Annotated in this window: 24 protein-coding genes; 20 read left to right on the forward strand and 4 right to left on the reverse strand. The window is 45.9% G+C overall.

The genetic code is table 11. The annotated features are described in order from the left end of the window. The first annotated feature begins 72 nt into the window (after positions 1-72). On the forward strand, positions 73-1,704 hold the full coding sequence (locus MKY92_RS12170; protein WP_339300872.1) for an S-layer homology domain-containing protein: 1,632 nt from the start codon (positions 73-75) through the stop codon (positions 1,702-1,704). Between the two features lie 181 nt (positions 1,705-1,885). Further along, positions 1,886-2,803 (forward strand): NAD(P)/FAD-dependent oxidoreductase, encoded by a 918-nt coding sequence (locus tag MKY92_RS12175; RefSeq protein ID WP_339300874.1) that lies wholly within the window; start codon positions 1,886-1,888, stop codon positions 2,801-2,803. A gap of 112 nt (positions 2,804-2,915) precedes the next feature. Here MKY92_RS12175 and MKY92_RS12180 read toward each other — a convergent pair whose 3' ends face one another. Then, positions 2,916-3,131, reverse strand: a complete 216-nt coding sequence (locus MKY92_RS12180) for a hypothetical protein (RefSeq protein WP_076216209.1) — start codon at positions 3,129-3,131, stop codon at positions 2,916-2,918. Between the two features lie 246 nt (positions 3,132-3,377). On the opposite strand from MKY92_RS12180, the gene MKY92_RS12185 reads away from it, so the two are divergent. From MKY92_RS12185 to MKY92_RS12205, 5 genes are all read left to right on the forward strand, one after another. Beyond that, positions 3,378-3,731, forward strand: a complete 354-nt coding sequence (locus MKY92_RS12185) for a DUF3243 domain-containing protein (protein ID WP_036609024.1) — start codon at positions 3,378-3,380, stop codon at positions 3,729-3,731. 536 nt (positions 3,732-4,267) lie between these two features. Then, entirely contained in the window at positions 4,268-4,834 is a 567-nt protein-coding gene (locus MKY92_RS12190; RefSeq protein WP_339300875.1) for a hypothetical protein, read from the forward strand. Positions 4,835-4,991: 157 nt separating this feature from the next. After that, entirely contained in the window at positions 4,992-5,849 is an 858-nt protein-coding gene (gene cyoE / locus MKY92_RS12195) for a heme o synthase (RefSeq protein WP_339300876.1), read from the forward strand. A 197-nt stretch (positions 5,850-6,046) separates the two neighbouring features. Beyond that, complete coding sequence (locus MKY92_RS12200; protein ID WP_339300877.1) at positions 6,047-6,529, forward strand: tetratricopeptide repeat protein; 483 nt, start codon at positions 6,047-6,049, stop codon at positions 6,527-6,529. Between the two features lie 29 nt (positions 6,530-6,558). Next, positions 6,559-6,756 carry a hypothetical protein gene (locus MKY92_RS12205; RefSeq protein WP_339300878.1) on the forward strand — a complete coding sequence of 66 codons (198 nt, stop codon included), beginning with the start codon at positions 6,559-6,561 and terminating at the stop codon, positions 6,754-6,756. 45 nt (positions 6,757-6,801) lie between these two features. Here MKY92_RS12205 and MKY92_RS12210 read toward each other — a convergent pair whose 3' ends face one another. After that, positions 6,802-7,677 carry a LysR family transcriptional regulator gene (locus MKY92_RS12210; RefSeq protein ID WP_339300880.1) on the reverse strand — a complete coding sequence of 292 codons (876 nt, stop codon included), beginning with the start codon at positions 7,675-7,677 and terminating at the stop codon, positions 6,802-6,804. Between the two features lie 164 nt (positions 7,678-7,841). Here MKY92_RS12210 and MKY92_RS12215 point away from each other — a divergent pair, with 164 nt between their 5' ends. From MKY92_RS12215 to MKY92_RS12260, 10 genes are all read left to right on the forward strand, one after another. Beyond that, positions 7,842-8,789, forward strand: coding sequence for a DMT family transporter (locus MKY92_RS12215; protein ID WP_339300882.1), 948 nt, complete (start codon positions 7,842-7,844; stop codon positions 8,787-8,789). Positions 8,790-8,976: 187 nt separating this feature from the next. Next, positions 8,977-10,008, forward strand: a complete 1,032-nt coding sequence (locus tag MKY92_RS12220) for a LacI family DNA-binding transcriptional regulator (protein WP_339300883.1) — start codon at positions 8,977-8,979, stop codon at positions 10,006-10,008. Positions 10,009-10,255: 247 nt separating this feature from the next. Continuing rightward, positions 10,256-12,805 carry a glycoside hydrolase family 2 protein gene (locus tag MKY92_RS12225; protein ID WP_339300884.1) on the forward strand — a complete coding sequence of 850 codons (2,550 nt, stop codon included), beginning with the start codon at positions 10,256-10,258 and terminating at the stop codon, positions 12,803-12,805. Positions 12,806-12,972: 167 nt separating this feature from the next. Beyond that, entirely contained in the window at positions 12,973-13,398 is a 426-nt protein-coding gene (locus MKY92_RS12230) for a stalk domain-containing protein (RefSeq protein ID WP_339300885.1), read from the forward strand. A 77-nt stretch (positions 13,399-13,475) separates the two neighbouring features. Continuing rightward, a complete protein-coding gene (locus tag MKY92_RS12235; RefSeq protein WP_074094715.1) occupies positions 13,476-14,180 on the forward strand; it encodes a response regulator transcription factor in 705 nt (234 codons plus the stop codon). Further along, the gene (locus tag MKY92_RS12240) at positions 14,177-15,217 is read left to right on the forward strand and encodes an ATP-binding protein (RefSeq protein WP_339300886.1); all 1,041 of its coding nucleotides are present in this window, start codon (positions 14,177-14,179) and stop codon (positions 15,215-15,217) included. Before MKY92_RS12235 ends, MKY92_RS12240 begins: the two co-directional genes overlap by 4 nt. A 34-nt stretch (positions 15,218-15,251) precedes the next feature. After that, positions 15,252-15,977 (forward strand): cytochrome c biogenesis protein CcdA, encoded by a 726-nt coding sequence (locus MKY92_RS12245; protein WP_339300888.1) that lies wholly within the window; start codon positions 15,252-15,254, stop codon positions 15,975-15,977. An 18-nt stretch (positions 15,978-15,995) separates the two neighbouring features. Continuing rightward, positions 15,996-16,577, forward strand: coding sequence for a redoxin family protein (locus MKY92_RS12250; RefSeq protein WP_339300889.1), 582 nt, complete (start codon positions 15,996-15,998; stop codon positions 16,575-16,577). Between the two features lie 16 nt (positions 16,578-16,593). Beyond that, positions 16,594-17,682 (forward strand): peptide-methionine (R)-S-oxide reductase MsrB, encoded by a 1,089-nt coding sequence (msrB, locus tag MKY92_RS12255; protein ID WP_339300890.1) that lies wholly within the window; start codon positions 16,594-16,596, stop codon positions 17,680-17,682. Positions 17,683-17,917: 235 nt separating this feature from the next. Beyond that, a complete protein-coding gene (locus MKY92_RS12260; protein WP_339300891.1) occupies positions 17,918-19,828 on the forward strand; it encodes an AraC family transcriptional regulator in 1,911 nt (636 codons plus the stop codon). A gap of 130 nt (positions 19,829-19,958) precedes the next feature. Here the strand turns inward: MKY92_RS12260 and MKY92_RS12265 are convergent, their stop codons facing one another. Together MKY92_RS12265 and MKY92_RS12270 are read right to left on the reverse strand one after the other, a co-directional pair. Beyond that, positions 19,959-20,630, reverse strand: a complete 672-nt coding sequence (locus MKY92_RS12265) for a hypothetical protein (RefSeq protein ID WP_339300893.1) — start codon at positions 20,628-20,630, stop codon at positions 19,959-19,961. Positions 20,631-20,673: 43 nt separating this feature from the next. After that, positions 20,674-21,195 (reverse strand): hypothetical protein, encoded by a 522-nt coding sequence (locus MKY92_RS12270; protein WP_339300894.1) that lies wholly within the window; start codon positions 21,193-21,195, stop codon positions 20,674-20,676. A gap of 228 nt (positions 21,196-21,423) precedes the next feature. Between MKY92_RS12270 and MKY92_RS12275 the strand changes: the two genes are divergently transcribed. The 3 genes from MKY92_RS12275 (at position 21,424) to MKY92_RS12285 (ending at position 24,324) form a co-directional block, all read left to right on the forward strand. Further along, positions 21,424-22,101 carry an SOS response-associated peptidase gene (locus MKY92_RS12275; protein ID WP_091016984.1) on the forward strand — a complete coding sequence of 226 codons (678 nt, stop codon included), beginning with the start codon at positions 21,424-21,426 and terminating at the stop codon, positions 22,099-22,101. A 187-nt stretch (positions 22,102-22,288) separates the two neighbouring features. Continuing rightward, complete coding sequence (locus MKY92_RS12280) at positions 22,289-23,419, forward strand: NADH-dependent flavin oxidoreductase (protein WP_339300895.1); 1,131 nt, start codon at positions 22,289-22,291, stop codon at positions 23,417-23,419. Between the two features lie 137 nt (positions 23,420-23,556). After that, on the forward strand, positions 23,557-24,324 hold the full coding sequence (locus MKY92_RS12285; RefSeq protein WP_036608860.1) for a DeoR/GlpR family DNA-binding transcription regulator: 768 nt from the start codon (positions 23,557-23,559) through the stop codon (positions 24,322-24,324). Positions 24,325-24,326 lie beyond the last annotated feature (2 nt).

A 24,326-nucleotide genomic window follows, 5' to 3' on the forward strand; every position in this document is an offset into this window, starting at 1 on the left:
ACCACATACGGCCTCGCTTCAATTTGATACGATGATAGTTGATCGTAATCCAATGAAGCGAGGCTTTTTGATGTGAATAATAGATTAAAAGACATAACAAACCAACGGATATGGAAAATGGCTTTATGCGGGGTATTAACACTTGGATCAGTGGCTGGATACAGCTCTACCGTTCAGGCCGCAACCGTGCAGCAACAATTTCAGGATACGCGTACCAGTTATGCCAAGGATGCCATTACACATCTGGTGACCAAAGGCATTGCTGCCGGTACGTCAGAGACTACGTTTGAACCGAAAAAAGCCGTTACTCGTGCAGAGTTTGCGACGTTTGCGGTGAGATTGCTAGGTTTGAAGCCCGTTAAAAATAATATAAATCCCTATCAGGATATAAGCATGAATGCTTGGTATTACGGCAACGTTGCTGCCATGACGAATCTTTTTATTTTGGAGGGTAAGGGTCAGGGAACGTTCCAGCCTAATGCTTCCATTACGCGCGAAGAAGCGGCTGCCCTTCTTGTGCGAATGCTGAAACAACAGCCCGTAGAGACATCACTCTTATCTTCAACGTATTTTGACGCAGCGGATATCTCGGACTGGGCACGTCCTTATGTGCAGACAGTATATCAACTTGGACTAATGCGGGGAAGCGGAGGCGTGTTCCGACCACATGACCAGGTAACGCGAGAAGAAGCAGCCGTAATGCTCGATGCCATTTTACAAAAGAAAACATGGTCTGAGCAGTTACAACGTGGGGATGAACTTGGCGTTCAGATGGGCTGGCAATATAACTCCACTACCGCTGAATTCAAGAAGCAAGTGGAACAGTCTGAGGTCAATACGCTCGTCCCGCGCTGGTTTTTCCTGAACAGCAGTATGAAAGTAACAGATCACGCCGACCCGGCATTGATCTCCTGGGCATCCGCCACAGATAGACAGCTATGGCCATTGCTGGGTAATCGTTCCGATTCGGCACTTACGCATCAGATGTTATCCAGCTCAGCCAACCGAGCGGCAGTGATCTCACAGGTAGCCGCTTATGTCAAAACCTATAAACTGGACGGCATTAATGTAGACTTCGAGAATGTTGATCCTGCGGATCGTGAAGGGTTAACGGCATTTGTGACCTCTTTGACGGCTACATTGCACGCACTGGGTGCTGTGGTGTCCGTGGACGTTTCGCCAGACCTGGGTACTGATTGGACGGATGCATTTGATTATGCCAAACTGGGCGCTGTATCGGATTATATGGTGCTGATGGGATACGAGGAACACTGGAACGGTGATCCGAAAGCAGGATCAGTGGCGTCTCTTCCATGGGTGGAAAAGGCTTTGGATACCATGCTCTCCGAGGTGGTACGTGCCAAAACAATTTTGGCCCTTCCATTGTATACACGAGACTGGTCTTCCGTGAATCCAGCAACCAGCTCTTGGGACATTACACTGGCAGACCAGGGAATGCGTGCGCATGCTACGGGATCTGTAAGACGATGGGATGCAAGTCTGGTTCAATATATTATCGGGTACAACAGTAATGGTAAGCCTAGATATATTTGGGCAGAGGATAGTCGTTCGTTATCGGCCAAAGTGTTGATGAGTGAGCAACGGCAGATTGCTGGACTGGCTTACTGGTATATGGGCGGCGAAACAGCGGATGTATGGAACGCGATTTCGAATGCATCGCGATTTGAATCGTATAACTTCTAAGCAATCATGAATTTTATAGACCCAAACTCACCGTGATTCCGGCGGATGGTTTGGGTCTGTTTGTTTTGGTATAAGATAAGCAATATCAGGAATCGTTTAAGCTTGGCTGAACAGTTTAATGTATATAAGGACAAACTGTTTAATTAAATTAGATAAATGGAAGTTCAGGAGGAGAAGGAGCATGCGAGAGGTTGATTGCATAATTGTAGGTGGAGGGCTCGCAGGGCTTCAGGCAGCCATTCAGCTTGGACGTTATTCAGCTCATCAGGTGTTGGTAATTGACGCGGGAGAAGGCAGATCGACGTTATGCCGGACTTATCATAATATCCTCGGTTTCCCCGATGGGGTATCCGGTGAAGAGCTTAGAGAACGAGGCAGGATGCAGGCAGAGCGGACTGGTGTATCTTTTGAGAAAGACCGTATCGTTAAAGCAGAACGTAAGGGAGAACATATTCAATTATTCGGTACTTCCGGATCTGAATATAGGAGCAAAACCGTGTTATTGGCAACGGGGCTCACGGATAGAGTTCCGGACATTCCGGGACTAACCCCTACGCTGGGCCGAACGGTGTATGTCTGCCCTGATTGCGATGGTTATGAGATTCAGGATCAACGTACGGTACTATTGGGATCTGGCGAAGCAGGTGCCAATATGGCGATGATTTTGATTCAGCGTACGAATGATCTGTTATATATCAATCATGAGCAGGCTCCCATATCTGCTGAGCTGCATCGCAGCATGAAAGAGGCGGGCGTTCGTTATCTGGAAGCGGCTGTCCAGGAAGTGCAACAGATTGAGGATGGCCATATTACCGGTGTGCTGACCGAAGATGGACAGATCTTTGAGTCGGAGCGTGGATTTATCGCATTTGGAGGCAACCGGGTACACTATGAACTGGCGGAGCAGCTGGGAGCTGTGATTGCAGATAACAAACATGTAGAAGCTGATCCACGCAGCTTGCAGGCAGCGAATAATGTATGGATAGCAGGGGATCTGGGCCTGCACGCAGAACAAGCAACCGTTGCGATGGGTGAAGGTTCCATTGCCGCGATCTGGATTCATAAGGCGTTACAGCAGATGACCAAGGATTCACGTTGAAATGTACCTCTGGATAAGAGGCTGATTATTCAATTATTACCAAAAAGTCCTCCCAAGCCATGCGTATGGCAGGAGGACTTTTTAAGCTAACTTTTGCTATGGAGAAAAGGATTTACGCTTGTTTATCCGATGAATCCGTTGACTTGGAAGAAGACTTCTCATCCTTTGAGTCATGTGAGAAATCTTTGCGAATGTTGTCCACGATATCACCAACCACGCCTTCGATCATATCGGTTGGTCCGGGATTATTTTTGTCTGGATGGATAACGGTATTTACTCCTGGTTCAAGTTCATCGTTTGTCTTCTCATGTTTGGTTTTATCACGCATGGGAAATCCCTCCTGGTTCAATATTGTTTAAGGTGTTCATTAACATATCCAAACACCGTTACGTATATGTAAACGATTAACCGCTGTAGTTCTTTTGAAACGTGTACTTGCTCATATATAGAAGATATATACAGAATTGAACGTACTGATTAAAGTTCTGCAATACGTTTATATTATAGATAACCAGTGAGTATTAAGTTTAAAGTTCCAAACCAATAAACAACTATTATGCAGGAGGTTATTCAGATGAATGAAGAAAATCATGTAATCCATAAAGATGGCCAGGTTTCAACGGACAAGGTGGACAATGCAATCGAGAAGATTGCGCCGGAAGAAAGAGAACAGATTTTACAGAACTTTGATGCATTCAAAGAATACCTGGGTAAGCGAATTGCCATGGGAGAATCGATTGGACTAAGTGAGGAGCAGATGGCCAAAATTGCCGAGAAAGTAGCGGATTATCTGGCAGCTCGGGAGGAACCCCGTAATCGTGAAGAAAAACTGCTTCAGGAGCTGTGGAATGTCGGCAAGGAAGATGAACGTCACATGCTGGCTCATATGCTCGTTCGTTTGGCACAAAGCTCCACACCCAATCATTAAGATTAGTATCTATGCGGGAACTTGTGACGTCTTATTCAGGGGTTAGAAAGTCCCGCAGCAATCTAAGGAATCTGACACACGTTATAAACAGCCGTTGATAGCGTATTTTCAGGAAATTTTGGCAAGTAACGTGTCTCATGTTCGTTACAAAAATAAAAGGAGCGCCATAAGGCCAAATAAGTCCTCGGTTCTTTAGCCGTCTGAACCATTCGTCACGACTAGGCAACTTGGACTTCAAGATGTTCTGGACACAGACATCCTTCATGTATCACTTGACTGAGTTTAAAAGACACACCCTAGTAAAGAACCTCTGAATGGCGATGCCTTCAAGGGTTCTTTGCCGTTTATGGAGACTACAGACAGAAGTGATGACGCGCGTTGTAACTATTTTTAATCTGGCTGATACTTTTATAATCCCTGTTCCAAGTATGATAGGAAAAGAAAGAACGTTGGAATCGATAGTTCACATGAGCGTTTGAGAAGCAAGACTTCCGGTTAAGGAATAATAACGTTCATATTAAGGAGAGGTGTTACCTATGAAGAACGCGACAAAACAATGGAAACTACGAATGATCGGTGCAGTTGTTGCTTTACTTGGCATGATTGTGCTGACTACATATATACTTACCCCTGCGAATGCTCAAGGTAGTACGGACGCTCAACAGCCTTCTGGCAAAGAAGCACAGGTTGCCAACTCCGAGATGTTTACAGCCTATGTTGAAGGTATGCATATAGAAGACGGCAAATTGTTTATGACAGTGGACAAGATTGGCTGGTATCAGGGTGAAGAAGCCGATGCGATTTTTGCACAGCGCAATCCGGAAGCTGGTATAGACGGTGCTCCAGATGGTTACTATATTGTTAACGATAGCAAAGAGCAGGAACAAGTTGAGGTTAGTGCCAATGCTGAAGTGTTGATGCAGTTGTATGATCGAGATGGTACAATGCAGGGCGTAGACATTCAGTGGAATGAACCCATGACATTATCCAAGTTCGAATCGTTGTATGAGAATACCCGTATCCTTGATCTGTCCGTATTCCCGTATCATCTGACGGTGCAGGATGGAAAAGTGACTAAAATTGTGCAACAATACATCCCATAAAATAAGCTGAAATTCATCAATCAAGCATTCCTCCTGTCCATTGGAACGGTGAGGGATGCTTTTTGGTTATGACAAATTCATGAAAGCGATTGTAATTAATGGTAGCTACATGTATCATTATTGGAATGGCGTTTTTACATAGTTCAGGAGGAGCCTCATGCTTAAAGACATGATTGCATTAACTAAGCCCGGACTACTAAGGTTAAATGTGTTTGCGGTGGCGGTAGGATTCTGGGTAGCTTCAAAATGGGATATCAACTGGTTATCTCTGCTCATGGTCGTAATTGGATCAACTTTGGTTATTGCTTCAGCTTGTGTAATCAACAATTATTGGGATCGTGAATTGGACCAAAAGATGGAGCGCACCAAAAAAAGGATGGATTACATCAACCATCTGAAGCCAGGGTTTGTACTTGGTTATGGCATTATCCTTGGTGTTGTGGGACTAGCAGTACTGTATCTCCTGGTGAATCCGTTATCAGGCTGGATGGCACTGCTTGGGTGGTTCGCTTACATCGTGATTTACACGATGTGGTTGAAACGCAGTTCGACGTGGAGCACGTCGCTGGGTGGAATTGCGGGAGCGATGCCGCCTGTCATCGGTTATACGGCTGTAACCAATGAGATTGATGCAGGTGCCTGGTTGCTGTTTGCACTATTATTCTTGTGGCAACCACCACACTTCTGGTCATTGGGTATTCGCCGGGTAGAGGAGTATCGCGCTGCGGGCTTCCCGTTGTTGCCAGTAGTTAAAGGGGTGAAACGCACCAAGTTTCAGATGATCCCTTATGTTTTTCTGCTGCTTCCTGCTGTATTTCTGTTGTATTATTTCAACTACGTAGGTCTGGTATTTCTGATTGTATCTTTGGTCGGTGGACTGATCTGGTTTGTGCATACCCTTAGCGGACTGAAGACACAGGATGATGAGAAGTGGGCAAAAGTAAACTTTTTGATCTCGGTGAACTATCTCATGCTCGTATTTATTGTGATGGTCGCGAATACGGTATGGTCTTAATCAGGTAATGAACAGATCCTTTTTCAGAGAGATTTCACCTTAAGCTAACAGGCTGCATCGAATGAAAAAGCACACTATGGAATAGCGTTTGGACAACCTTGAGTTGTTACAACATATTCTCTGGGGTGCTTTTTTGGTATAATAAAACAATTGAATCATATAAGTGGAATTTATAATGCAAGATGGGAAGTGACAGCATGAGTAATTTGGAACAGGCCGTGCGATGGAGACAAGAAGGCAAGGTACAGGAAGCGATTGAACTACTGCAAGAGATTACAGTCCAGGAACCCGAGAATGCCAATGTCTGGTATCAGCTGGCTTGGGCGCATGATTCGCTTGGGTTAGAGCGGGAGGCTGTCCCGCATTATGAGAAGGCACTAAGTCTTGGACTTTCTGGCGAGGACAGAGCAGGTGCAATACTTGGACTAGGCAGTACATATCGAACGCTTGGACAGTATGAGCAGGCAAAGGTTTGGTTTGAAACGGGCATGAAAGAATTCCCGGCGTACCGGGAATTTGAAGTTTTCTATGCCATGGTGCTCTACAATCTGGGTGAACATGCAGAAGCGATCCAAAGACTGCTCGTGCAACTTGCGGACACATCAAGTGACAAGAGAATCAATGACTATAACAGAGCAATCCGTTACTACGCAGATCAGCTCGATCGTGTGTGGGAATAGATCGAATACACAGAAAAGGGGATGTATGAATGAACTCCAATCAAGAACTGAAACAGGTGAATGAAAGGTTGGATCAAATTGAGCAAAAGCTGGATAACCTGGGAGAGAGCCAGCAGGGCAAACGCTCACCTGGCGTGCGCTTCCTGATTGGTTTTGGCATCACGATTGCGATTATATCTGTACTGCTGCTGACTCTCGGTGTTATCCAATTTGTGAGTAACGGATAGGAGAAAAGGATCATATCGACAAAGGTAGTGATTCTCCGAATTTTCTTACATAGCCTGGCCGAGCCACTGTTGCACCTCTTCAATAAACCGCCGCGTAGCGGGCGATAGATTGCCCAAAGATGGGCAGGCCATGCCAATCGTACGATAAGGATCTCCAGTGAGTGGCACGAAGGCGAGTGAATCGGTATGATTTTGAAGAACCATTTCCGGAAGCAGGCTGATACCGAGGCCATTACGGACCATCGCCATGATGGCTTGATCCTCTGCGACTTCATAGACGACATTAAGCTTGGCTGCATGCTGCCGGATCAGTCGTTCTATCTCGTTATCTCCGCCCCACTTGGGCAGAATAAAGGGTTGCTCCAGCAGAACATCAAACGAAACAGTTTCCTCTGAGGCGAGAGGATGATCCAGAGGCAGGATGCACATCATCCTGTCTTTTTGTAATGAGATCGTCTCAAAAGGTGATGAATCGCCGAGGGACAGAAATCCGAGATCGATGGCACCTCCGGCCAGCCAGCCCTCAATCTCAGCATAATCGCCCTCCCACAGCTTGATCTCAATTCCGGGATGACGCAGGCGAAATTGTTTCAGGATGCCGGGCAACCATTGTGTGGAGACACTTGCGAACGTACCGATACGCACCGTACCAATCTCCGCGCCACGAATGAGAGAGATCTCCTGATTCATCAGTTCCGTCCAGCGCAGAATCTCACGGGTGTATCCCAGAATACGTTCGCCTTCAGCGGTAACCCGTACACCGGAGCGGCCGCGATGGAGCAGTGAAAAACCACATTCTGTCTCCAGACTTGCGATGGCATGGCTGACTGCGGATTGGGTGATATTGAGCGCTTCTGCTGCTTTGGTGAGACTGCCATGTTCCACAATGGTATTTAATATTTCGTATTTGATCAATGACATGAATGGTTCCGTTCCTTCCCATTTTGGATGCATGAGTTTATTTCATATAATCCATTATAAATATTCATTTTTATAATGCAAAGAGATCATTTATACTTGCCAAGGCAGTTAGTTTGACGCACGATCACACAGATCAGAATACATAGAATGAAGGTTGAAGCAAGATGAATGGTGTACAAGTTAATCAAGGTCAGACAGCAAGAAGAGCGGATATACAGATGCTGCTCGCAACGGTTATATGGGGATCTTCCTATCTGTTTATGAAATCGGGCCTGGAGTCCATGCAAGAATTGAATCTGGTCGCATTTCGTTTTGGAATTGCCTTTATTGCCGCAGGACTTCTTTTTCATCGGCGGTTGTTTAAGATGGATCGCAGAACACTTGTGGCAGGAGCGATTATGGGGACAGCTTTATTCGCTGCATTTGTATTCATCACCTATGGTGTGCAACGAACCACGACATCCCAAGCGGGATTCCTAATAAGTTTGGCCGTTATTTTTGTACCGATCCTGACGACGATCCAGCATCGTCGTATGCCGGATAAACGATTGACACTCAGTATCCTGGTTGCCGTTACCGGGCTTGGCTTGCTGACGCTTCAGCATCAGCTTAGTCTGCACACGGGAGATATTCTCTGCATACTAGCAGCACTTGTGTATGCCATCTATATCATGATTGCTGGCAAGTTCACACCGAAGCATGATCCGTTAACATTGGGGACAGTTCAATTGGGTGTTGCAGCGATGTGGGGAATTGCAGCTACATTTATGCTGGAAACGCCACGTATGCCCGATACGGCTGAATCCTGGGCAGCCATTTTTGGCTTAGGTGTTTTGTGTAGCGGCTTGGGGTACATTCTGCAGACACTCGCGCAGCGCCATGCCTCTCCCACAAGAACAAGTCTGATTTTTTCACTCGAACCACTGTTTGCAGCAGCCTTTGCATTTACCTTTCAAGGGGAATCGCTAACGTTGCAAGGGTATGCGGGAGCAGCTTTGATGTTGGTTGGTGTTCTGATCACAGAGATCAAACTTCCACAGCCTATCTTCTGGCGCAGAAAACGCCCGGTTTTACAGTCGGAACTCGGCGATCAGGGAGCACCAAGTGTATAATTGGAGGACTAAGGGTCCTTTCGTCATCTTCTATGAAGGTGGGGAGAGGGCCTTTTTGGTTATGTCCTACACCTTGTGTAACAGATAAACAACTACCTAACAAAAACAAAATAACATAACCTTGTTTTGTTGATTTTTGTTTTTTATGCTACACTGAATGGAAAATTAGGAAAAACGGGTGAGTAGGATGGCCAAAAGAGTAACGATGCAGCAGATTGCGGATGCTGCGGGGGTGTCCAAATTCGCAGTCTCCCGTGCGCTGACGGGCAAGCCAGGTGTCAGTGATCATACACGCGAGATGATTGTCAGAACAGCGGGGCAGCTCGGGTATTTCAGAACTGAGCCTAAGCGTTATCCGGGTGAAACACAGATATCAACGGAGATGAAGCCAGAAGCGGAGCGACAAGGCACGATATTGATTTTGTTTCCCAACATTCGTTCTCAGAATCGATCTTCCTTATACTGGGGTCCAGTGTTTGATGGCATTTCTGAGAGGCTGAATGAGAAGGGGATGGATATTCTAACGCTGACAGAACCCTCTTCAGATCGGATGTTCTCGGTCCTTAATCCCGACGCAATCAGCGGAGTCATTACCGTGGGCACCATCTCAACATCGGTATTGCTGGAGATTTACAGGCTGCGTATTCCGCTTGTCATGGTGGATCATGAAGACCCTGCCATATACGCTGACTCGGTTTTTACGGACAATATGAAGTGTATGAAAGAACTGGTTCTGATGCTCGTTGGAAAAGGGTATAGAAAGTTCCAGTTTGCCGGGCAACTGCCCGATGCGGCAAGTTTTAGAGAACGCTGGCTTGGATATCGTACGGTGCTGGAAGAGAAGCAGTTGGAGGGGGGACAGCAAGAAGGCTTGCTGGGACCAGAGTATGATCAGATCCGGAGATCCATTGCTGAAATGGAGCTGGAGGATATCCCTGAAGTTATTGTATGTGCAAATGACCATACAGCTGTTATTGTCATTCAGGCACTCCAAAGTCGAGGCATTCAGGTGCCTGAACGCTGTGCTGTAACCGGATTTGACAATACGCAAACGGATGAACCCATTCTTGCTTCGGTACATATTAACAAAGAGAATCTGGGAACAAGAGCAGTAGATCAGCTATTGTGGCGGATCATACATCTGGATGAACCATATGAACGCAAGCTGATCTATTCGGAATTAATTATTCGTGATGAATACAACGCCAGTATACTGTAATGGGATATGAATTTACGGGCTCATTTTAACAATGATCATACGGGTAAATGAAATCAGGTGAAAGACATGGAGAGGTTAGAGCTTCATGTCTTTTTGTTATGCAGAGATTGTTTAACAAATTAAATCACAAAACAGATTGACTATAAGAAGCATATCGTGTTAATTTTGTTTTGTAAGTTATTTGTTTTTATAATAACAAAACCTAACAAAATAATGTTTACCAACTCTAACAACAATGGAGGCTGTCATGAGTACAATACAATCACATGTTTTTCAGAATTGGACGTTCAAGGCTTGCGAAGATCAAGAGTGGATGCCGGCTCAGGTGCCCGGCTGTGTGCATACAGATTTGCTGAAGCTGGGCAAGATTCCAGATCCTTTTTATGGAACAAACGAGAAGGAAGTACAATGGATTGATAAGATAGATTGGGAATATCAGACGGAATTTGACGTTGCCGAAACGTTGTTCTCGCAGGAACATCTGGAACTGGTGTTTGATGGTCTGGATACATATGCGGATGTGTATGTGAATGAGGTGCATGTGTTATCAGCAGATAATATGTTCCGAGTATGGAAGGCAGATGTAAAGGCTGTATTGAAGGGGAAAGGCAACATTCTCCGAATACGTTTTCGGTCACCAATTCAGGAAGATCTGCCGAAGCTGGAGAAGCTCGGATATGCATTACCGGCATCGAATGATCAGTCCGATGTTGGCGGACTTGGCGACAAGAGAGTAAGTATTTTTGCACGTAAAGCCCCGTATCACTATGGTTGGGACTGGGGTCCGCGTTTTGTAACCAGTGGGATCTGGCGTGAAGCACGTCTTGAAGGTTGGACACAGGTACGAATCAATGATGTGTATATCCAGCAAAATGAAGTAAGCGCTACCTCAGCTTCATTAACTGCTGTTGTGGAAGTCGAGACATCACAAGCGGTAGATACGATTATTCGTATCGGCGCAGATGGACAGAGATGGGAAAGATCCGTATCACTACAACCCGGAACACAGACTGTGGAGATTCCAATCTCCATTGATGAACCAAAACTGTGGTGGAGCCGTGGGCTTGGTGATCCGCATATGTACACTTTCCTTACCGAAGTGCTTCAAGGTGAAAGAGCTGTGGCTGAATCTACAGTGAAGACTGGGCTTCGTTCCATTCGGTTGGTACGTGACAAAGATGAAGCGGGAGCATCCTTTTATTTTGAACTGAATGGTGTTGCGGTCTTTGCCAAAGGGGCCAACCACATTCCGAATGATAGCTTCATCACCGAAATTACTCATGAACGTTATCGCCATGAGATCGTATCCGCAGCCGAGTCCAATATGAATATGCTGCGCGTGTGGGGTGGCGGAATCTATGAGCAGGATGTGTTCTACGAACTGTGTGATGAATACGGAATCCTGGTATGGCAAGACTTCATGTTTGCTTGCAGCATGTATCCAGGAGATGAAGCATTCCTGAACAGTGTGAGACATGAGGCGATTGATAATGTGAAACGTCTGCGTAACCATCCAAGTATTGCACTCTGGTGTGGGAACAACGAGATTGATTCGGCTTGGGCTCACTATGTTGAGAATGGTGGCTGGGGTTGGAAAAAGGAATTTACTGCCGAGCTGCGTGAAAGCATCTGGGCCGATTACGAAGCCATCTTCCATGATCTGCTGCCAGAAGTGGTTGAAGCGTATGCGCCAGGTGTGGATTACTGGCCTTCCTCACCACTGGTATCACTGACAGGGGATGAGACGCAGCATGCGCACCCATCCACAGCTGAAGGGGATATCCACTACTGGGGCGTGTGGCACAATGTAGAACCATTCGAAAACTACAACGTGCATGTGGGTCGTTTCATGAGTGAATACGGATTCCAGTCTTTTCCGGAGTATAAGTCAGTACGCACTTACGCAGAAGAAGAGGATCTGGCTCTGGAGTCGGAAGTCATGCTGGCACATCAGAAGAATGGCGCTGGTAATCGTCTGATCAAACAGTACATGGATATGTACATGCATGAATCGAAGGACTTCCCATCGTTCCTGTATATGAGCCAGGTGCTTCAGGCCGAAGCGATGAAGACAGCGATCGAGGCACACCGTCGCCGCAAACCATTCTGCATGGGCACACTTTACTGGCAAATGAATGATTGCTGGCCGGTGGCTTCATGGGCAGGTATGGACTACCTTGGTCGCTGGAAAGCATTGCAATATTATGCGAAACGCAGCTTCAGCGATGTGTTGGTATCGGTAGATGGAACAAAAGAAGATACAACCGATATATATATCATTTCGGATCAATTACAACCTGTAAAAGGGCAGTTACAGATTCGTTTGCTCGGGTTCGATGGAACGGTGCATCGTAATGAAACACATGACGTGACCTTGGCATCTAATACAGGAGATCAAGTGCTGTCATTACGTAACGCGGAGTGGCTTGAAGGTCATGATACAGCTAACACGCTGCTGCGCCTGGATCTGAAACAGGAAGGTGCGGCGAATATTGTACAGGAACACTATTTTGTACCCTCCAAAGACCTTGCTCTACAACCTGCAAACATCAATGTAAGCGGGGGAGCGGATGAGAACGGCGTTCATCTGGTACTGGAAAGTGATGTGCTTGCTAAACAGGTATGGCTATCTTCGGATGTGGAGGGTGTCTTCTCGGATAACTTCTTCGACCTGATTCCTGGCATTCCGGTGAAGGTGCACTTTACGTCCAGAGAGGGAATGCAGTCTAATGATGTGATATCAAATCCGGGACCGATCGAGGTTCGATCCATGATTGATTTTATTCGTTTGACCTAGAAGACACGGTTGGAGTCTCTCGTAAGAGAGATTTCAACCGTTTTTTTTATTGAAACCTGATCCCATTTATATATCGTAATGGTTTCGTAATACTTCGCTTAGAGAATCGTAAGCTGTCTTGCTTATTGTAATCCATGTAAGAAATAAACCAATGGAGAGTGATAAGAATGATGAAAACAAATAAGAGCAAAAAAGTGATGGTAGCAGCGGTATTGATGATGTCTATGGCCTTTTCTGGATTGGCAAGTGCTGCAGATATGAAAACGATTAAAAAGGATGGCATGGAGCTGGTTCAATTGAGACAGGCAGCCAAAATGTATGATTACAGCATTATGTGGGACAGCAAGGATAGATCTGTAACTTTGATGTATATGGGCAAAATGGACGACATGATGATGGAAGACGACATGATGATGGAAGAAACGATGATGCCTGCGGGAAAAACAATTAAATTGTGGATTGGATCGAAAAAAATCATGGTAGACGGTATGCAAGTTAACTTGAAATCGATGCCTGTCATCCATGAAGGGAATTCGTATGCGGCTGAGTCTGTAATTAAACAATACATGATGCCAGCCATGGGAATGAAGTAATTTAAGGGCTAAGCATCGCCATCACCATATGATATGATTGGCTCAAATGTATTTTCTGGAATATGGGGTGGGTTCGTTTGAATGAATGTGTACTGGTTGCTGATGATGATACAAATATTACGGACGTTTGTCGCAGGTATCTGGAACGGGAAGGTTATCTTGTTGTGACGGCCAAGGACGGTTTGGAGGCTATTGAGCTGTGGCACAGCCAAACGCCAAGCTTGATTGTGCTCGACCTGATGATGCCACATAAGAATGGCTGGGAGGTTTGCAACGAGATTCGGCAAACTGAGGATGTGCCCATTGTAATGCTGACGGCCCGGGGGGAGGAACAGGACCGTCTGATGGGACTCACGATGGGGGCGGATGATTATCTGACCAAACCATTCAGTCCGAGAGAACTTGTTTTGCGTGTAAAGGCAATCCTGCGGAGAATGCGAACTGCGCAGGCATCACCTGTTACAACTTCTGAATATACGATCAATTATGAAGGGCTTACCATTGATTTTACCAAGCGTGAAGTGCACATCAGCGGGCAGGCCATTGAATTGACCGTTACAGAGTTTGAGATGTTGTATTTGCTGGCAAGTCACCCGGGTCAGGTGTTCTCCCGTAATCAGATGTTAAGCAAGATTTGGGATTTTAGCTATGAGGGAGATACAACAACGGTGACTGTACATGTTCGGAGATTACGAGAGAAGATCGAACAGAATCCTTCGGATCCAAAATATATTAAAACAGTTTGGGGTATAGGCTACAAGTTTGCGGGTGGTAGTTCATGAAACTTCGCACATACTTGGTGTTGTCCAGTCTCACAGGCATTGGCGTATTATTAATTTGTTTGTTCATCAGTTATTCCAAAATGCTGCTTACGATCGAACAATTGTATTGGTTATCGGCTATAACGGCAGGGGTAGGCTTGCTTTCGTTTATTCTTCAATATTTGCTGACTAAGCCATTAGAGAAATCAATTGCGCGAATTACACAGCAGACAATACGAATTGCCGAAGGGGATTTCCATACGGAAGTCCCTCTCATCGGTACACAGGAATTTAAGCTCCTGGCACAGCAATTTAATGAAATGAGTTCCAAGCTGAAGGAAAGCTTTGATCATCTGCATCACTCAGAAACCGCCAGACGAGAGTTGATCGCCAATGTATCCCATGATTTACGGACTCCATTGGCATCTATTCAGTCCTTCGTCGAAGCGTTGGAGGATGATGTCATTAAGGATAAAGAAACCTTTCAACGTTACCTGAACACGATACGACTTGAAACAAAGCGTTTGGGAGGGCTTATTCAAGATTTGTTTGAATTATCCAGCCTGGAAGCGCAAGGTGAAGTATTTGACCCTCAGCCTTGTCACGTCGATGAGTTGCTGCTCAGTACGTTGGAGAGTTTTTCATTTCATCTCGCCGAGAAAACGCTGAACGTTGAAATCGATTTGCCCGATAAATTGCCAGCCGCGGTCATGATGCCTGCACAAATGAAGCGGGTCCTTTCCAATTTGCTGCAAAATGCCATTCAATACTCTCCTATTGAAGGAAAAATCATTCTGGCTGCCGAAGAAAAGGGGCCGTTTATACGAATTTCAGTTACGGATGAAGGGGAAGGCATTGAAGCGGAGGAAACTTCGCGTATATTTGAACGTTTTTATCGAATTGACAAATCACGTAGCAAGAGCAATGGGGGGGCCGGGCTTGGCCTTGCTATCGCTCAATCGATTGTGGAACTCCATGGTGGCGAGATCGGGGTTCAGAGTACAAAAGGAGAAGGAAGCTGCTTCTGGTTCACACTTCCGATCTACGTCAGTTGTTAACCTTGGTTTGTCATGCGTAGTATATATTCAGGTGGTGAATGACTTGACCAGTGATTTGGTTTTCCTTTTCGGCGTTTTTGGTGCAGGATTGTTATCGTTTTTTGCGCCATGTATTCTGCCGCTGATCCCGGTATATGTGTCTTATCTGTCCGGAAGCATGGTCAACGGTACGAATCAGCAGCAGTCCGACACCAATGCGGTTCAGTTGCGGTCTACACTTGTTTTGCGGACATTTTTATTTGTTCTTGGGCTGTCCCTGGTATTTGTATTACTTGGTTTTGGTTCCGGTATCGTTGGTAATATGATCTCGAGTCCTGTGTTTATTGCCATCTGCGGAGCCATCGTGGTGCTTTTTGGGATTTATCAAACCGGGTTGATCCGACTATCCTGGCTGGAACGGGAGAGAAAGCTGTCGAGTGATCAAACCAAACGGGGAGGGTATGTCGGTGCGTTCCTGTTGGGTCTGACGTTTAGTTTTGGCTGGACGCCTTGTATCGGGCCAGTGCTGGCGGCCATTCTTGGTATCGCGGCAGGTGAAGGCTCTCCACTGTATGGCGGGTTTCTCATGTTCCTGTATACCCTTGGATTAGCGATTCCTTTCCTGATTCTGTCCGTTTTTTCGGAATATGTTATGAAGCGGATACGTCGTTTATACAGGTACATGGGTGTCATCAAAATAACTTCCGGCTGTATTCTTATTGTCATGGGACTATTGTTAATGACAGACCGACTAAACAACTTGGTGACCTGGTTTCAATAATCATTGGAGGAATTTGGTATGAAGACGGCACGGAGATGGATGGTATCTGTAATCGTATACGCTGGAGTCCTGTTGATCTTGAGCGCATGTGGATCACAGCAAACTGAATCAAAACAAACGGGGTCATCATCAACCCCAGCATCAACATCCGATATGAGTTCATCAACCATGATGAACAAGGGTGAGACGGCTCCTGAATTTTCATTGCTTGATCTGAAAGGAAACACGGTTGGACTCTCTGATGTTCAAGGTAAGAAAGTGTATGTGAAATACTGGGCTTCCTGGTGTTCCATCTGCCTTGCGGGTTTGGAAGACCTGAACAATCTGGCTGGTCAAAACAATGATTTTCAAGTCATTACGATTGTGACGCCAGACTACAAAGGAGAGAAATCCTCCCAAGCGTTTACCGAATGGTTTGACCAACAGCCGTATGATAACATAACTGTTCTTTTGGATGAAAAAGGTGTATGGGCCAAGAAATTTGGCGTAAGAGCATATCCTAGTTCCTTTTATATTGGCTCTGATGGTATTTTAACGAAATCGCAGCCAGGGCATGCATCCAATGAACAGATCATGAAATCATTACAAGAGATTTTGTGAGAAAGGAGGAAGTGTCATGAAAAGGACGTTGCTGGGCCTGTGCCTCCTTGTTATAGCGATAGTTGTGTCTGCTTGTGGAAACAGGGCTGAGAGCCATTCAGCTTCATCTTCGATATCCACTCAACCTGTCAAGGCATCGAGTGTCTCCGAGGAAAACCTGAGTAACCTGTACTTGGCAGGAGGTTGTTTCTGGGGTGTGGAGGCATATATGGCTCGTATTCCGGGGGTTCAGGATGTGACTTCCGGTTATGCCAACGGTGAAGGAGAGAATCCAACCTATGAGGATGTTATACGCGGGGACCAGGGGTTTGCGGAGACCGTTCATGTGAAATATGATCCGCAGCAAGTATCTTTGCAGAAACTGCTTGAATCTTATTTTCGAGTTATTGATCCTACCAGCTTGAATAAGCAGGGCAACGATCGTGGCGTTCAGTATCGGACTGGCATATATTATACGTTGCCTGAAGATGCCAAAATCATTGAGCAGGCTGTAGCGGTAGAGCGAGAAAAATATGACCAACCCATTGTAACGGAAGTGATGCCTCTGCAGAATTATTATTTGGCGGAGGAGTACCATCAGGATTATTTGGAAAAAAATCCGAACGGATATTGTCACATTGATATGACTGTCCTGGATGACCTGGAGATTGGGATTGATCCCGCTCAATATCCACGTCCAACAGATGAACAATTAAAGAAACGATTAACAGACGAACAGTATGCGGTCACGGTAAACAATGATACGGAGCATGCGTTCAGTAACGAATACTGGAATAATGAAGAGCCCGGTCTGTACGTTGATATTGCAACGGGAGAGCCGTTATTCACCAGTCAGGATAAGTATGATTCCGGTTGCGGGTGGCCAAGTTTTACAAAACCGATTGTACCTGAGGTTGTTACCTATACAACGGATACGAGCTTTGGTATGGATCGCACGGAGGTACGAAGCCGGGCAGGTGACATCCACCTCGGTCATGTGTTCGATGATGGTCCCGAAGATCGCGGCGGCAAACGTTACTGTATTAATAGTTCATCGATCCGGTTTATTCCCTTAGACAAGATGGAGGAAGAACGATACGGATATTTATTGTCATTTGTCGAGTAGAGAAGGGCAGCTGACTTTATCAAAACATAATAAGGCCATAAGTTAGAACGGTTGAGATCTCTCTATGAGGGGGTTCGACCGTTTTTTATTTTGCGGCATCTAACAAAAACGGAGGTAGGCTTCTAAGATGGTTCCATCATTGTTATAATTGATAATCATTATCAATTATAGGCCGGTTTTTAGTCACAATGCCAAGGTATTGTGCATGTTTGATTGCTTAGGAGAGGGAGTTTATATGGGAATTCAGAATGACATCAAGCTGTGGGATCAGGTACAGGTTCGCGTGCTTGATGTGCGTCTTATATCACTCGCAACACACGAGTTCATACGCAATTATGTGTTACCAACCAGTGCATTTGTGTATGTTCAAGGCAGGGGGCAGGTCGGGCTGGACGAGGAGGTATGGACTACAGGCCAGTTCTTGCTGCTGCATGCGGGAAAAGGAAGACGTCTGACACTTGAAGCGACAGGGGTTATGGAGGTACATCTGATTTTGTACAAATCAACCTTGCCCTCCAACGTGCTTGTGGAGTACCGAATGATGTTGAACCAGCGTAATCCGTTTGAAGAGTCCTGGGCGACAGTGCCGGATCATACACTTGAGCTACGTGAGCTTGTGCGGAATATACATGAATGCTGGTCAGGGCAGGAGCGAGTGAGCAAAATTCAGGTCAAAGTGTATTTCTTTCAACTGGTACAGCTTGTCTTGTTACAGCGGAGTCGCATGTTTAACGAAGTTCAACAGCCTTCGCTTACCGATCAGGTTTTGCGATATATCAAAGCTCATTACCGGGAATCGATCTCACTTGATTCGCTTGCCCAGTCCTTGAGTTACAGTCCGCAATATGTATCACGCAAATTCAAGGAACAGACGGGATGTACACCGACAGAATATGTGATTCGGTTACGGATGGGTGAGGCAAGGAGTCTGCTTGCGTCCACAGAAGCTTCATTACAGGAGATTGCTGCGTATGTGGGTTATATGGACCCGTTTTATTTCAATCGTATATTCAAAAAAGAGACCGGTATCACACCAGGGCAATATCGGTTGAAACAGCAGGAAAACTCGAAATCAGTTTCGAAAAGTGCATTAAATGCAACAAATGAATCCATTGTAACAGGAGGGGATGAACGTTATCCTTTAATTGATGATGATAATCATTATCAATATAAGGGAGATGAGGAAATCAACATGTTTAACCATTTTAAATCAGCGATTATGTCGCTTGCGCTTGTACTCACATTGAGTGCTTGTGGAACAGCCCAGCAGGGGGCAGAAACATCCGAAGTTGCGGCTGAACCCGAACAACCGGCAGTCGTGGAGACCCAAATGGTAAATACGACCTTTGGTGAGGTAGAAATTCCTGCACATCCGGAGCGAGTTGCTGCTATTGATTATCTGGGAACGGTGCTTGCTCTTGGTGTCAAACCGATTGGTGGAGGACAATTTCTGATGAACAGCCCTTATCTGGAAGGCCACTTGGATGGTCTTGAGACAATAGGGGATTCCGTTGAACAATTGATGGAGCTGGAACCTGATCTTATTATTACATTGAATCCGGACAAGGCGGCTTATGAGAAATATAGCAAGATTGCTCCAACCGTTTCGATCGCATCCATCACTTTTCCGACACTCAAGGACGAAGTAAACTATTTCGGTAAAGTCCTTGGCAAAGAAGCGGAAGCAGAGAAGTGGCTGGCTGATTTTGATGAGGAGATTGCTAAAATCAAGCAGGAGGTGCAGAGTGTTGTTCCAGCTGATGCTACATTCTCCGTTATGCAGGAATATGATCGCCAAGTCTTCATTTTTGGCAATCAGTCGGGCCGGGGAGGGCGTAACATCTATGAATTGCTTGGTTTGCAAGCACCAAAGAACATTCCATCCGAGTTGATGCAGGGCGCCTATCATGAATTCTCCATAGAACTGCTCTCCAAATATGCCGGAGATTACATTGTGCTGACCAGCAAGTCTCAGTTGAAGGACCTTCAGGCAGATCCGATCTGGGGTTCATTGCCTGCTATCAAAAATGGAAAAGTATACATATGGACGGAAGAACAATCCTGGTTCCGTGACCCTATCGCCTTGTTGAAACAGACACAGGATCTGGCTGAATGGATTATTGGACTTAATACACCGTCTAAATAAGGAACTTCAAAAAACCGTGCCGCCCAGTTTGCTGAGCAGCACGGTTTTCATATTCGTATGTATGACTGAACAGTAGGAGGGGATTAGCTGCCTGTACGGAGATGAAATAACAGGGTGATTACCTAAAAGTTTATTCGCTCTTTTGTTCGTTCTGAATTTCTTGCAGATCCTCCAGCTGGAGTGTGAGGTCATTCTCGGGGTTTGCGCTTACAATGACTTCTGACTGTGATTGTTGCTGACCTGGCTGATTCGACTTGGCCTCAGGTTTGATCACGTAAAGACTTTGAACGGAGTTGAGCAGGCTGGCAGGGGTGTCTTCATACGTTTCCAGGAAGAGTACATAGTCTTTGGTAGGAATCAGCTTGAGGTTGTCATCATTAATAATCTCGGTGTTGCCTAGTTGTCCGCCAAGTTGCTTCACTTCAAGTTTTTCCCCGGCAGTGTAACCGCCTTTATAGGATTCAGCGACCTGAATCGTGTGGATCGTATAGATTTTGTCAAAAGAAGATGGCTCTCCGCCCGGATCGGACGCGGGGTTTAACTCGTTTTCATTGGCAGCATCAGTAACTTGTACAATATCGTTTATAGCTTCCACACGAGTCTCAACAACACTGCCTTTCACAATGGTATTTGCTCTCTCGGACAGGTCGCCAATGCTGGCATAACTCGGGTAATCTTCAGAAGCAATAATGGTCATGGGTGCATCGGATGGGGACGCGGCAGGTGTAACAGAAGAACATCCAACAGCAGATAAAATGAAAATGGAAGAGAGAAGCAGCGTTAATACTCGATTTTTGTTCATGGATAGGAATCCTCCTTGGATTTTAGAATAAGTTCGTAGCGGATTAGTACTTGGATCTTACGTTATTGATATCAAAAGTTTGGGGTTTGGTCATGGAGTTGCGGTTGCGGGAGTAAGACATAATGGAAGGACTGCTTGTTGTTGGGTTGTCACCGAGCCAGATGGAGTGTCCGAGTTCGTGGACAAATACGCTTTGAATGAAGTTGGATAAGTTGGTCGCGTCAGGGGTGATTGTGGATGCATTGAGTTCGATGCGGAAGCTTACGACTTGACTGCCGGATACGGAGGCGTAGTTGACACCATATGCTGTATTATTGAAGTTTCCTGCGGTGATGGTGTTTGGGGAGTTACTTGTTTTGGTGAATTTAACTTTGGCACCTGCATTGTTCCAGTTGGTAAGGGAAGCGTCCATGGGGTTCTGCCATGCGGAGGCGTAATTATACGTACGAATGGGGATGGTGGTGCTGGGATAACCGTAGGTTAGAAAGGTTGCCGCATAGATGGTACTGCCAAACATCGCAATCGCTGAGAACAACATGAGGCTCGTCAAAAACTTCCTTTTCATACTTAAAACCTCCAATAAATGTATTTTATTCTCTATTATAGTAACAAGTAATATTGGAGTTGAAATGAGTCCGAGGTCGTTGTTTTTGTCGTGAAAAACATGAAATATATCTTGATCCGACCCTAATGGTGTCAAAATAAGTCATTTTCTGTTCAATGTTCATGCATAATTTCCCTGAAATAACAAACAATACGTTCAACTTCTCACAGGGAAAGGTAGTGCTTGAACATGTGCAACCGTTTTTCATTGGCAGCCGATTTGGACGAAGTCAGAGATCATTTCAAGATTCAGCGAGTGATGTATTATTACAAAAACCGATACAATATCAGCCCAACCCAGCATACGCCGATTATTTTGCATCAGGATGGTGAGCGTGTACTGGATGAGTTCCGATGGGGGTTCATTCCATTCTGGGGTCGTGATGCCGTTAACGCGAATCTCATGACCGTGCATGAGAATCCTTCCTATTACAAACTGGTAGAGACCAAGCGCTGCGTCATTCCCTGCAATGGATTATATTACTGGCGGCAAGAGGGCAAGAAAAGTTATGCGGTTCGTGTTGTCATGCCGGATCGCGGTCTGTTCGGCATTGCTGGATTATACGAAGTGTGGAGAGATACACGGAAAGAGCCGCTTCGTACCTGCACGATGCTTATGACAGGCGCAAACATGGTTACACGTGAATTTGGCAGTAAAATGCCAGCGATCCTCTCTGAAGAAGAGATCAACACCTGGCTTGATCCGGCTAATACACGGGTGACTCAGTTGTTACCGCTATTGAAATCGTATAATAGTACAGAGATGAATCTGTATCCAGTCACCCCAATGGTCGCTAACGATGAACACGATTGTTACGAATGCGTGGAAGAGATGGATCAGAAGCTGGCCTACGTCCGGAGTTTCTGAATATCCTTTGCATGATGTGAAGAAGATGAAGAGGGCTGAGAGTCTGGAGACACTCTGCTCTTTTTTTCCTTTCTGAAAATGAAAAGTTGCAATTGCAGTGAAACGTAACTATAATCATTACAGTAAGTGAACGCATATATTCATATATCTATTAAAAGAGATATTTATAATCAGGAGGGAACCACGAATGAATACAAAGTTTAACCAGATGTTTGAACAAGTTTCACTACCGACTGGCATTACACTGAAAAACCGTATCGTGCTCGCTCCCATGACTCATATGTCCTCGAATGCTGATGGTACGATATCCGACGCAGAACTTGCTTATTATGCACGCCGCACCGGTGGTGCTGGCATGTCGATTACGGCTGTAGGGCATGTAACAGAGCATGGCATTGGTTTTCCAGCTCAGTTTGGGGTATATGATGACCGCTTCATTCCTGGTCTGAAGAAACTGGCTGACACCATGAAACAACAAGGCTCCGTTGCCGTATTGCAAATTTTCCATGCGGGCCGTCTGACTCCTGAACAAGCTGTACCTGCGGGTCAAGTAGTTGCTCCTAGTGCGGTTGCAAGCGAGCGTCCGGGATCTCCTGAACCAAGAGAGTTGACGGATGCCGAGATTACTTCCATTATCAAAGACTTTGGTGAAGCGACACGTCGTGCCATTGAAGCCGGATTTGATGGTGTTGAGATTCATGGTGCTAATGGTTATCTGATCCAGCAATTCTTCTCCCCGCATTCCAACCGACGTGAAGACCGTTGGGGCGGAAGTGTCGAGAAACGTCTGACTTTCCCACTTGCTGTAGTGGATGAGATCCAGAAAGTGGTTGCCGAACATACCAAACTGCCGTTTATCATTGGTTACCGTTTCTCCCCGGAAGAACCGGAAACACCGGGACTCACAATGGAAGATACGTATGCACTGGTGGATGCGCTTAAAGATAAAAACCTGGATTACCTTCATGTCTCTGTGAACGAGTTCTGGTCCAAGCCAAGACGTGGCGAAGCAGACACGCGTTCGAGAATGGAATTTATCCTGGATCGTGTGAACGGCAAATTGCCTGTGATCGGCGTAGGTTCAATTCATACGGCAGATCAGGCCGCTGAGGCGCTTCAAACGGGAGTACCTCTACTTGCCATTGGACGTGAGCTGATTATTGAACCGGATTGGGTTGAGAAAATCGAGAGCGGACGTGAAGAAGATATCGAGACGGTTCTGACCAAATCCGATCAGGAACGTCTGGTTATCCCTGACGGGTTGTGGAATGCAATCATCCACACACCGGGCTGGTTCCCTATGGCAGAAGATAAATAAGATACACTTCAGAACTGGAATGGAGGGGGCGAAAGCTCCCTCTTTTTGCACATGGGTCAAATTCTCCTTGTCATCGCTCTGTGGTATGATGGATGAACAGGATCAACTGGATAATCAACGGTTTGGAGTGAAGGAATATGCTCGTAGCTGAACGGTATGAGAAAATAGTGGAATGGGTGGATACGCAAGGCAGCATGCGTGTGACCGAACTTAGTGAGCGCTGCGGGGTGACGGAAGAGACGATTCGTCGTGATCTGGACAAGCTCGAACAGGCGGGCAGGCTCAGACGGTCCCATGGCGGGGCGGTCAGCGTAAAATACAAGGATGAGTTACAGTCGGAGATTCCGTATCCGGAACGGGCTGTAGCCCATGCAGAAGAGAAGCGCAGAATTGCAAGCGAAGCGGTGAAAATGGTGGAATCCGGCGACCGGATCGCCCTGGATGCAAGTACAACGGCGTGGTACATGGCGGCAGGATTGCCGAACATTCCACTGACGGTATTAACCAACTCGATTAAGGTCGCCGCAGAGCTGAGTAACAAGGAGCAGATTCGTGTGATTGCCACAGGTGGGCAATTGGCTTCGAAGTCACTGTCTTTTGTAGGACCGCTGGCGGAACGTTCGCTTGATGCCTATCATGTGGATAAAGTATTTCTGTCTTGCAAAGGAGTGCATCTGACCAAAGGCATCAGTGAATCCAATGAATTACAGGCCTTGGTGAAGCAGAAAATGATCCATATTGCGGATGAGGTCATTCTACTTGCAGATTCCAGCAAATTTAACATACAGGCGTTTACCAGAGTTGCTGAGATGAGCAGTGTGGGCAAAGTGATTACAGATCAGGGTGTAGATGAAGAGCACGTTAGCGCATTGATTGAGCAGAATATTACGTGTATACGTGTGTAAAC

The organism is Paenibacillus sp. FSL R5-0623 (genome assembly GCF_037974265.1).
GTDB lineage: Bacteria > Bacillota > Bacilli > Paenibacillales > Paenibacillaceae > Paenibacillus.

Bases quoted from the DNA above. Each gene is read 5' to 3' on its own strand.
- MKY92_RS12175 (WP_339300874.1), top strand. From the start codon at position 1,886: ATGCGAGAGGTTGATTGCATAATTGTAGGTGGAGGGCTCGCAGGGCTT.
- MKY92_RS12180 (WP_076216209.1), bottom strand. From the start codon at position 3,131: ATGCGTGATAAAACCAAACATGAGAAGACAAACGATGAACTTGAACCA.
- MKY92_RS12185 (WP_036609024.1), top strand. From the start codon at position 3,378: ATGAATGAAGAAAATCATGTAATCCATAAAGATGGCCAGGTTTCAACG.
- MKY92_RS12190 (WP_339300875.1), top strand. From the start codon at position 4,268: ATGAAGAACGCGACAAAACAATGGAAACTACGAATGATCGGTGCAGTT.
- cyoE (WP_339300876.1), top strand. From the start codon at position 4,992: ATGCTTAAAGACATGATTGCATTAACTAAGCCCGGACTACTAAGGTTA.
- MKY92_RS12200 (WP_339300877.1), top strand. From the start codon at position 6,047: ATGAGTAATTTGGAACAGGCCGTGCGATGGAGACAAGAAGGCAAGGTA.
- MKY92_RS12205 (WP_339300878.1), top strand. From the start codon at position 6,559: ATGAACTCCAATCAAGAACTGAAACAGGTGAATGAAAGGTTGGATCAA.
- MKY92_RS12210 (WP_339300880.1), bottom strand. From the start codon at position 7,677: ATGTCATTGATCAAATACGAAATATTAAATACCATTGTGGAACATGGC.
- MKY92_RS12215 (WP_339300882.1), top strand. From the start codon at position 7,842: ATGAATGGTGTACAAGTTAATCAAGGTCAGACAGCAAGAAGAGCGGAT.
- MKY92_RS12220 (WP_339300883.1), top strand. From the start codon at position 8,977: ATGGCCAAAAGAGTAACGATGCAGCAGATTGCGGATGCTGCGGGGGTG.
- MKY92_RS12225 (WP_339300884.1), top strand. From the start codon at position 10,256: ATGAGTACAATACAATCACATGTTTTTCAGAATTGGACGTTCAAGGCT.
- MKY92_RS12230 (WP_339300885.1), top strand. From the start codon at position 12,973: ATGATGAAAACAAATAAGAGCAAAAAAGTGATGGTAGCAGCGGTATTG.
- MKY92_RS12240 (WP_339300886.1), top strand. From the start codon at position 14,177: ATGAAACTTCGCACATACTTGGTGTTGTCCAGTCTCACAGGCATTGGC.
- MKY92_RS12250 (WP_339300889.1), top strand. From the start codon at position 15,996: ATGAAGACGGCACGGAGATGGATGGTATCTGTAATCGTATACGCTGGA.
- msrB (WP_339300890.1), top strand. From the start codon at position 16,594: ATGAAAAGGACGTTGCTGGGCCTGTGCCTCCTTGTTATAGCGATAGTT.
- MKY92_RS12260 (WP_339300891.1), top strand. From the start codon at position 17,918: ATGGGAATTCAGAATGACATCAAGCTGTGGGATCAGGTACAGGTTCGC.
- MKY92_RS12265 (WP_339300893.1), bottom strand. From the start codon at position 20,630: ATGAACAAAAATCGAGTATTAACGCTGCTTCTCTCTTCCATTTTCATT.
- MKY92_RS12270 (WP_339300894.1), bottom strand. From the start codon at position 21,195: ATGAAAAGGAAGTTTTTGACGAGCCTCATGTTGTTCTCAGCGATTGCG.
- MKY92_RS12275 (WP_091016984.1), top strand. From the start codon at position 21,424: ATGTGCAACCGTTTTTCATTGGCAGCCGATTTGGACGAAGTCAGAGAT.
- MKY92_RS12280 (WP_339300895.1), top strand. From the start codon at position 22,289: ATGAATACAAAGTTTAACCAGATGTTTGAACAAGTTTCACTACCGACT.
- MKY92_RS12285 (WP_036608860.1), top strand. From the start codon at position 23,557: ATGCTCGTAGCTGAACGGTATGAGAAAATAGTGGAATGGGTGGATACG.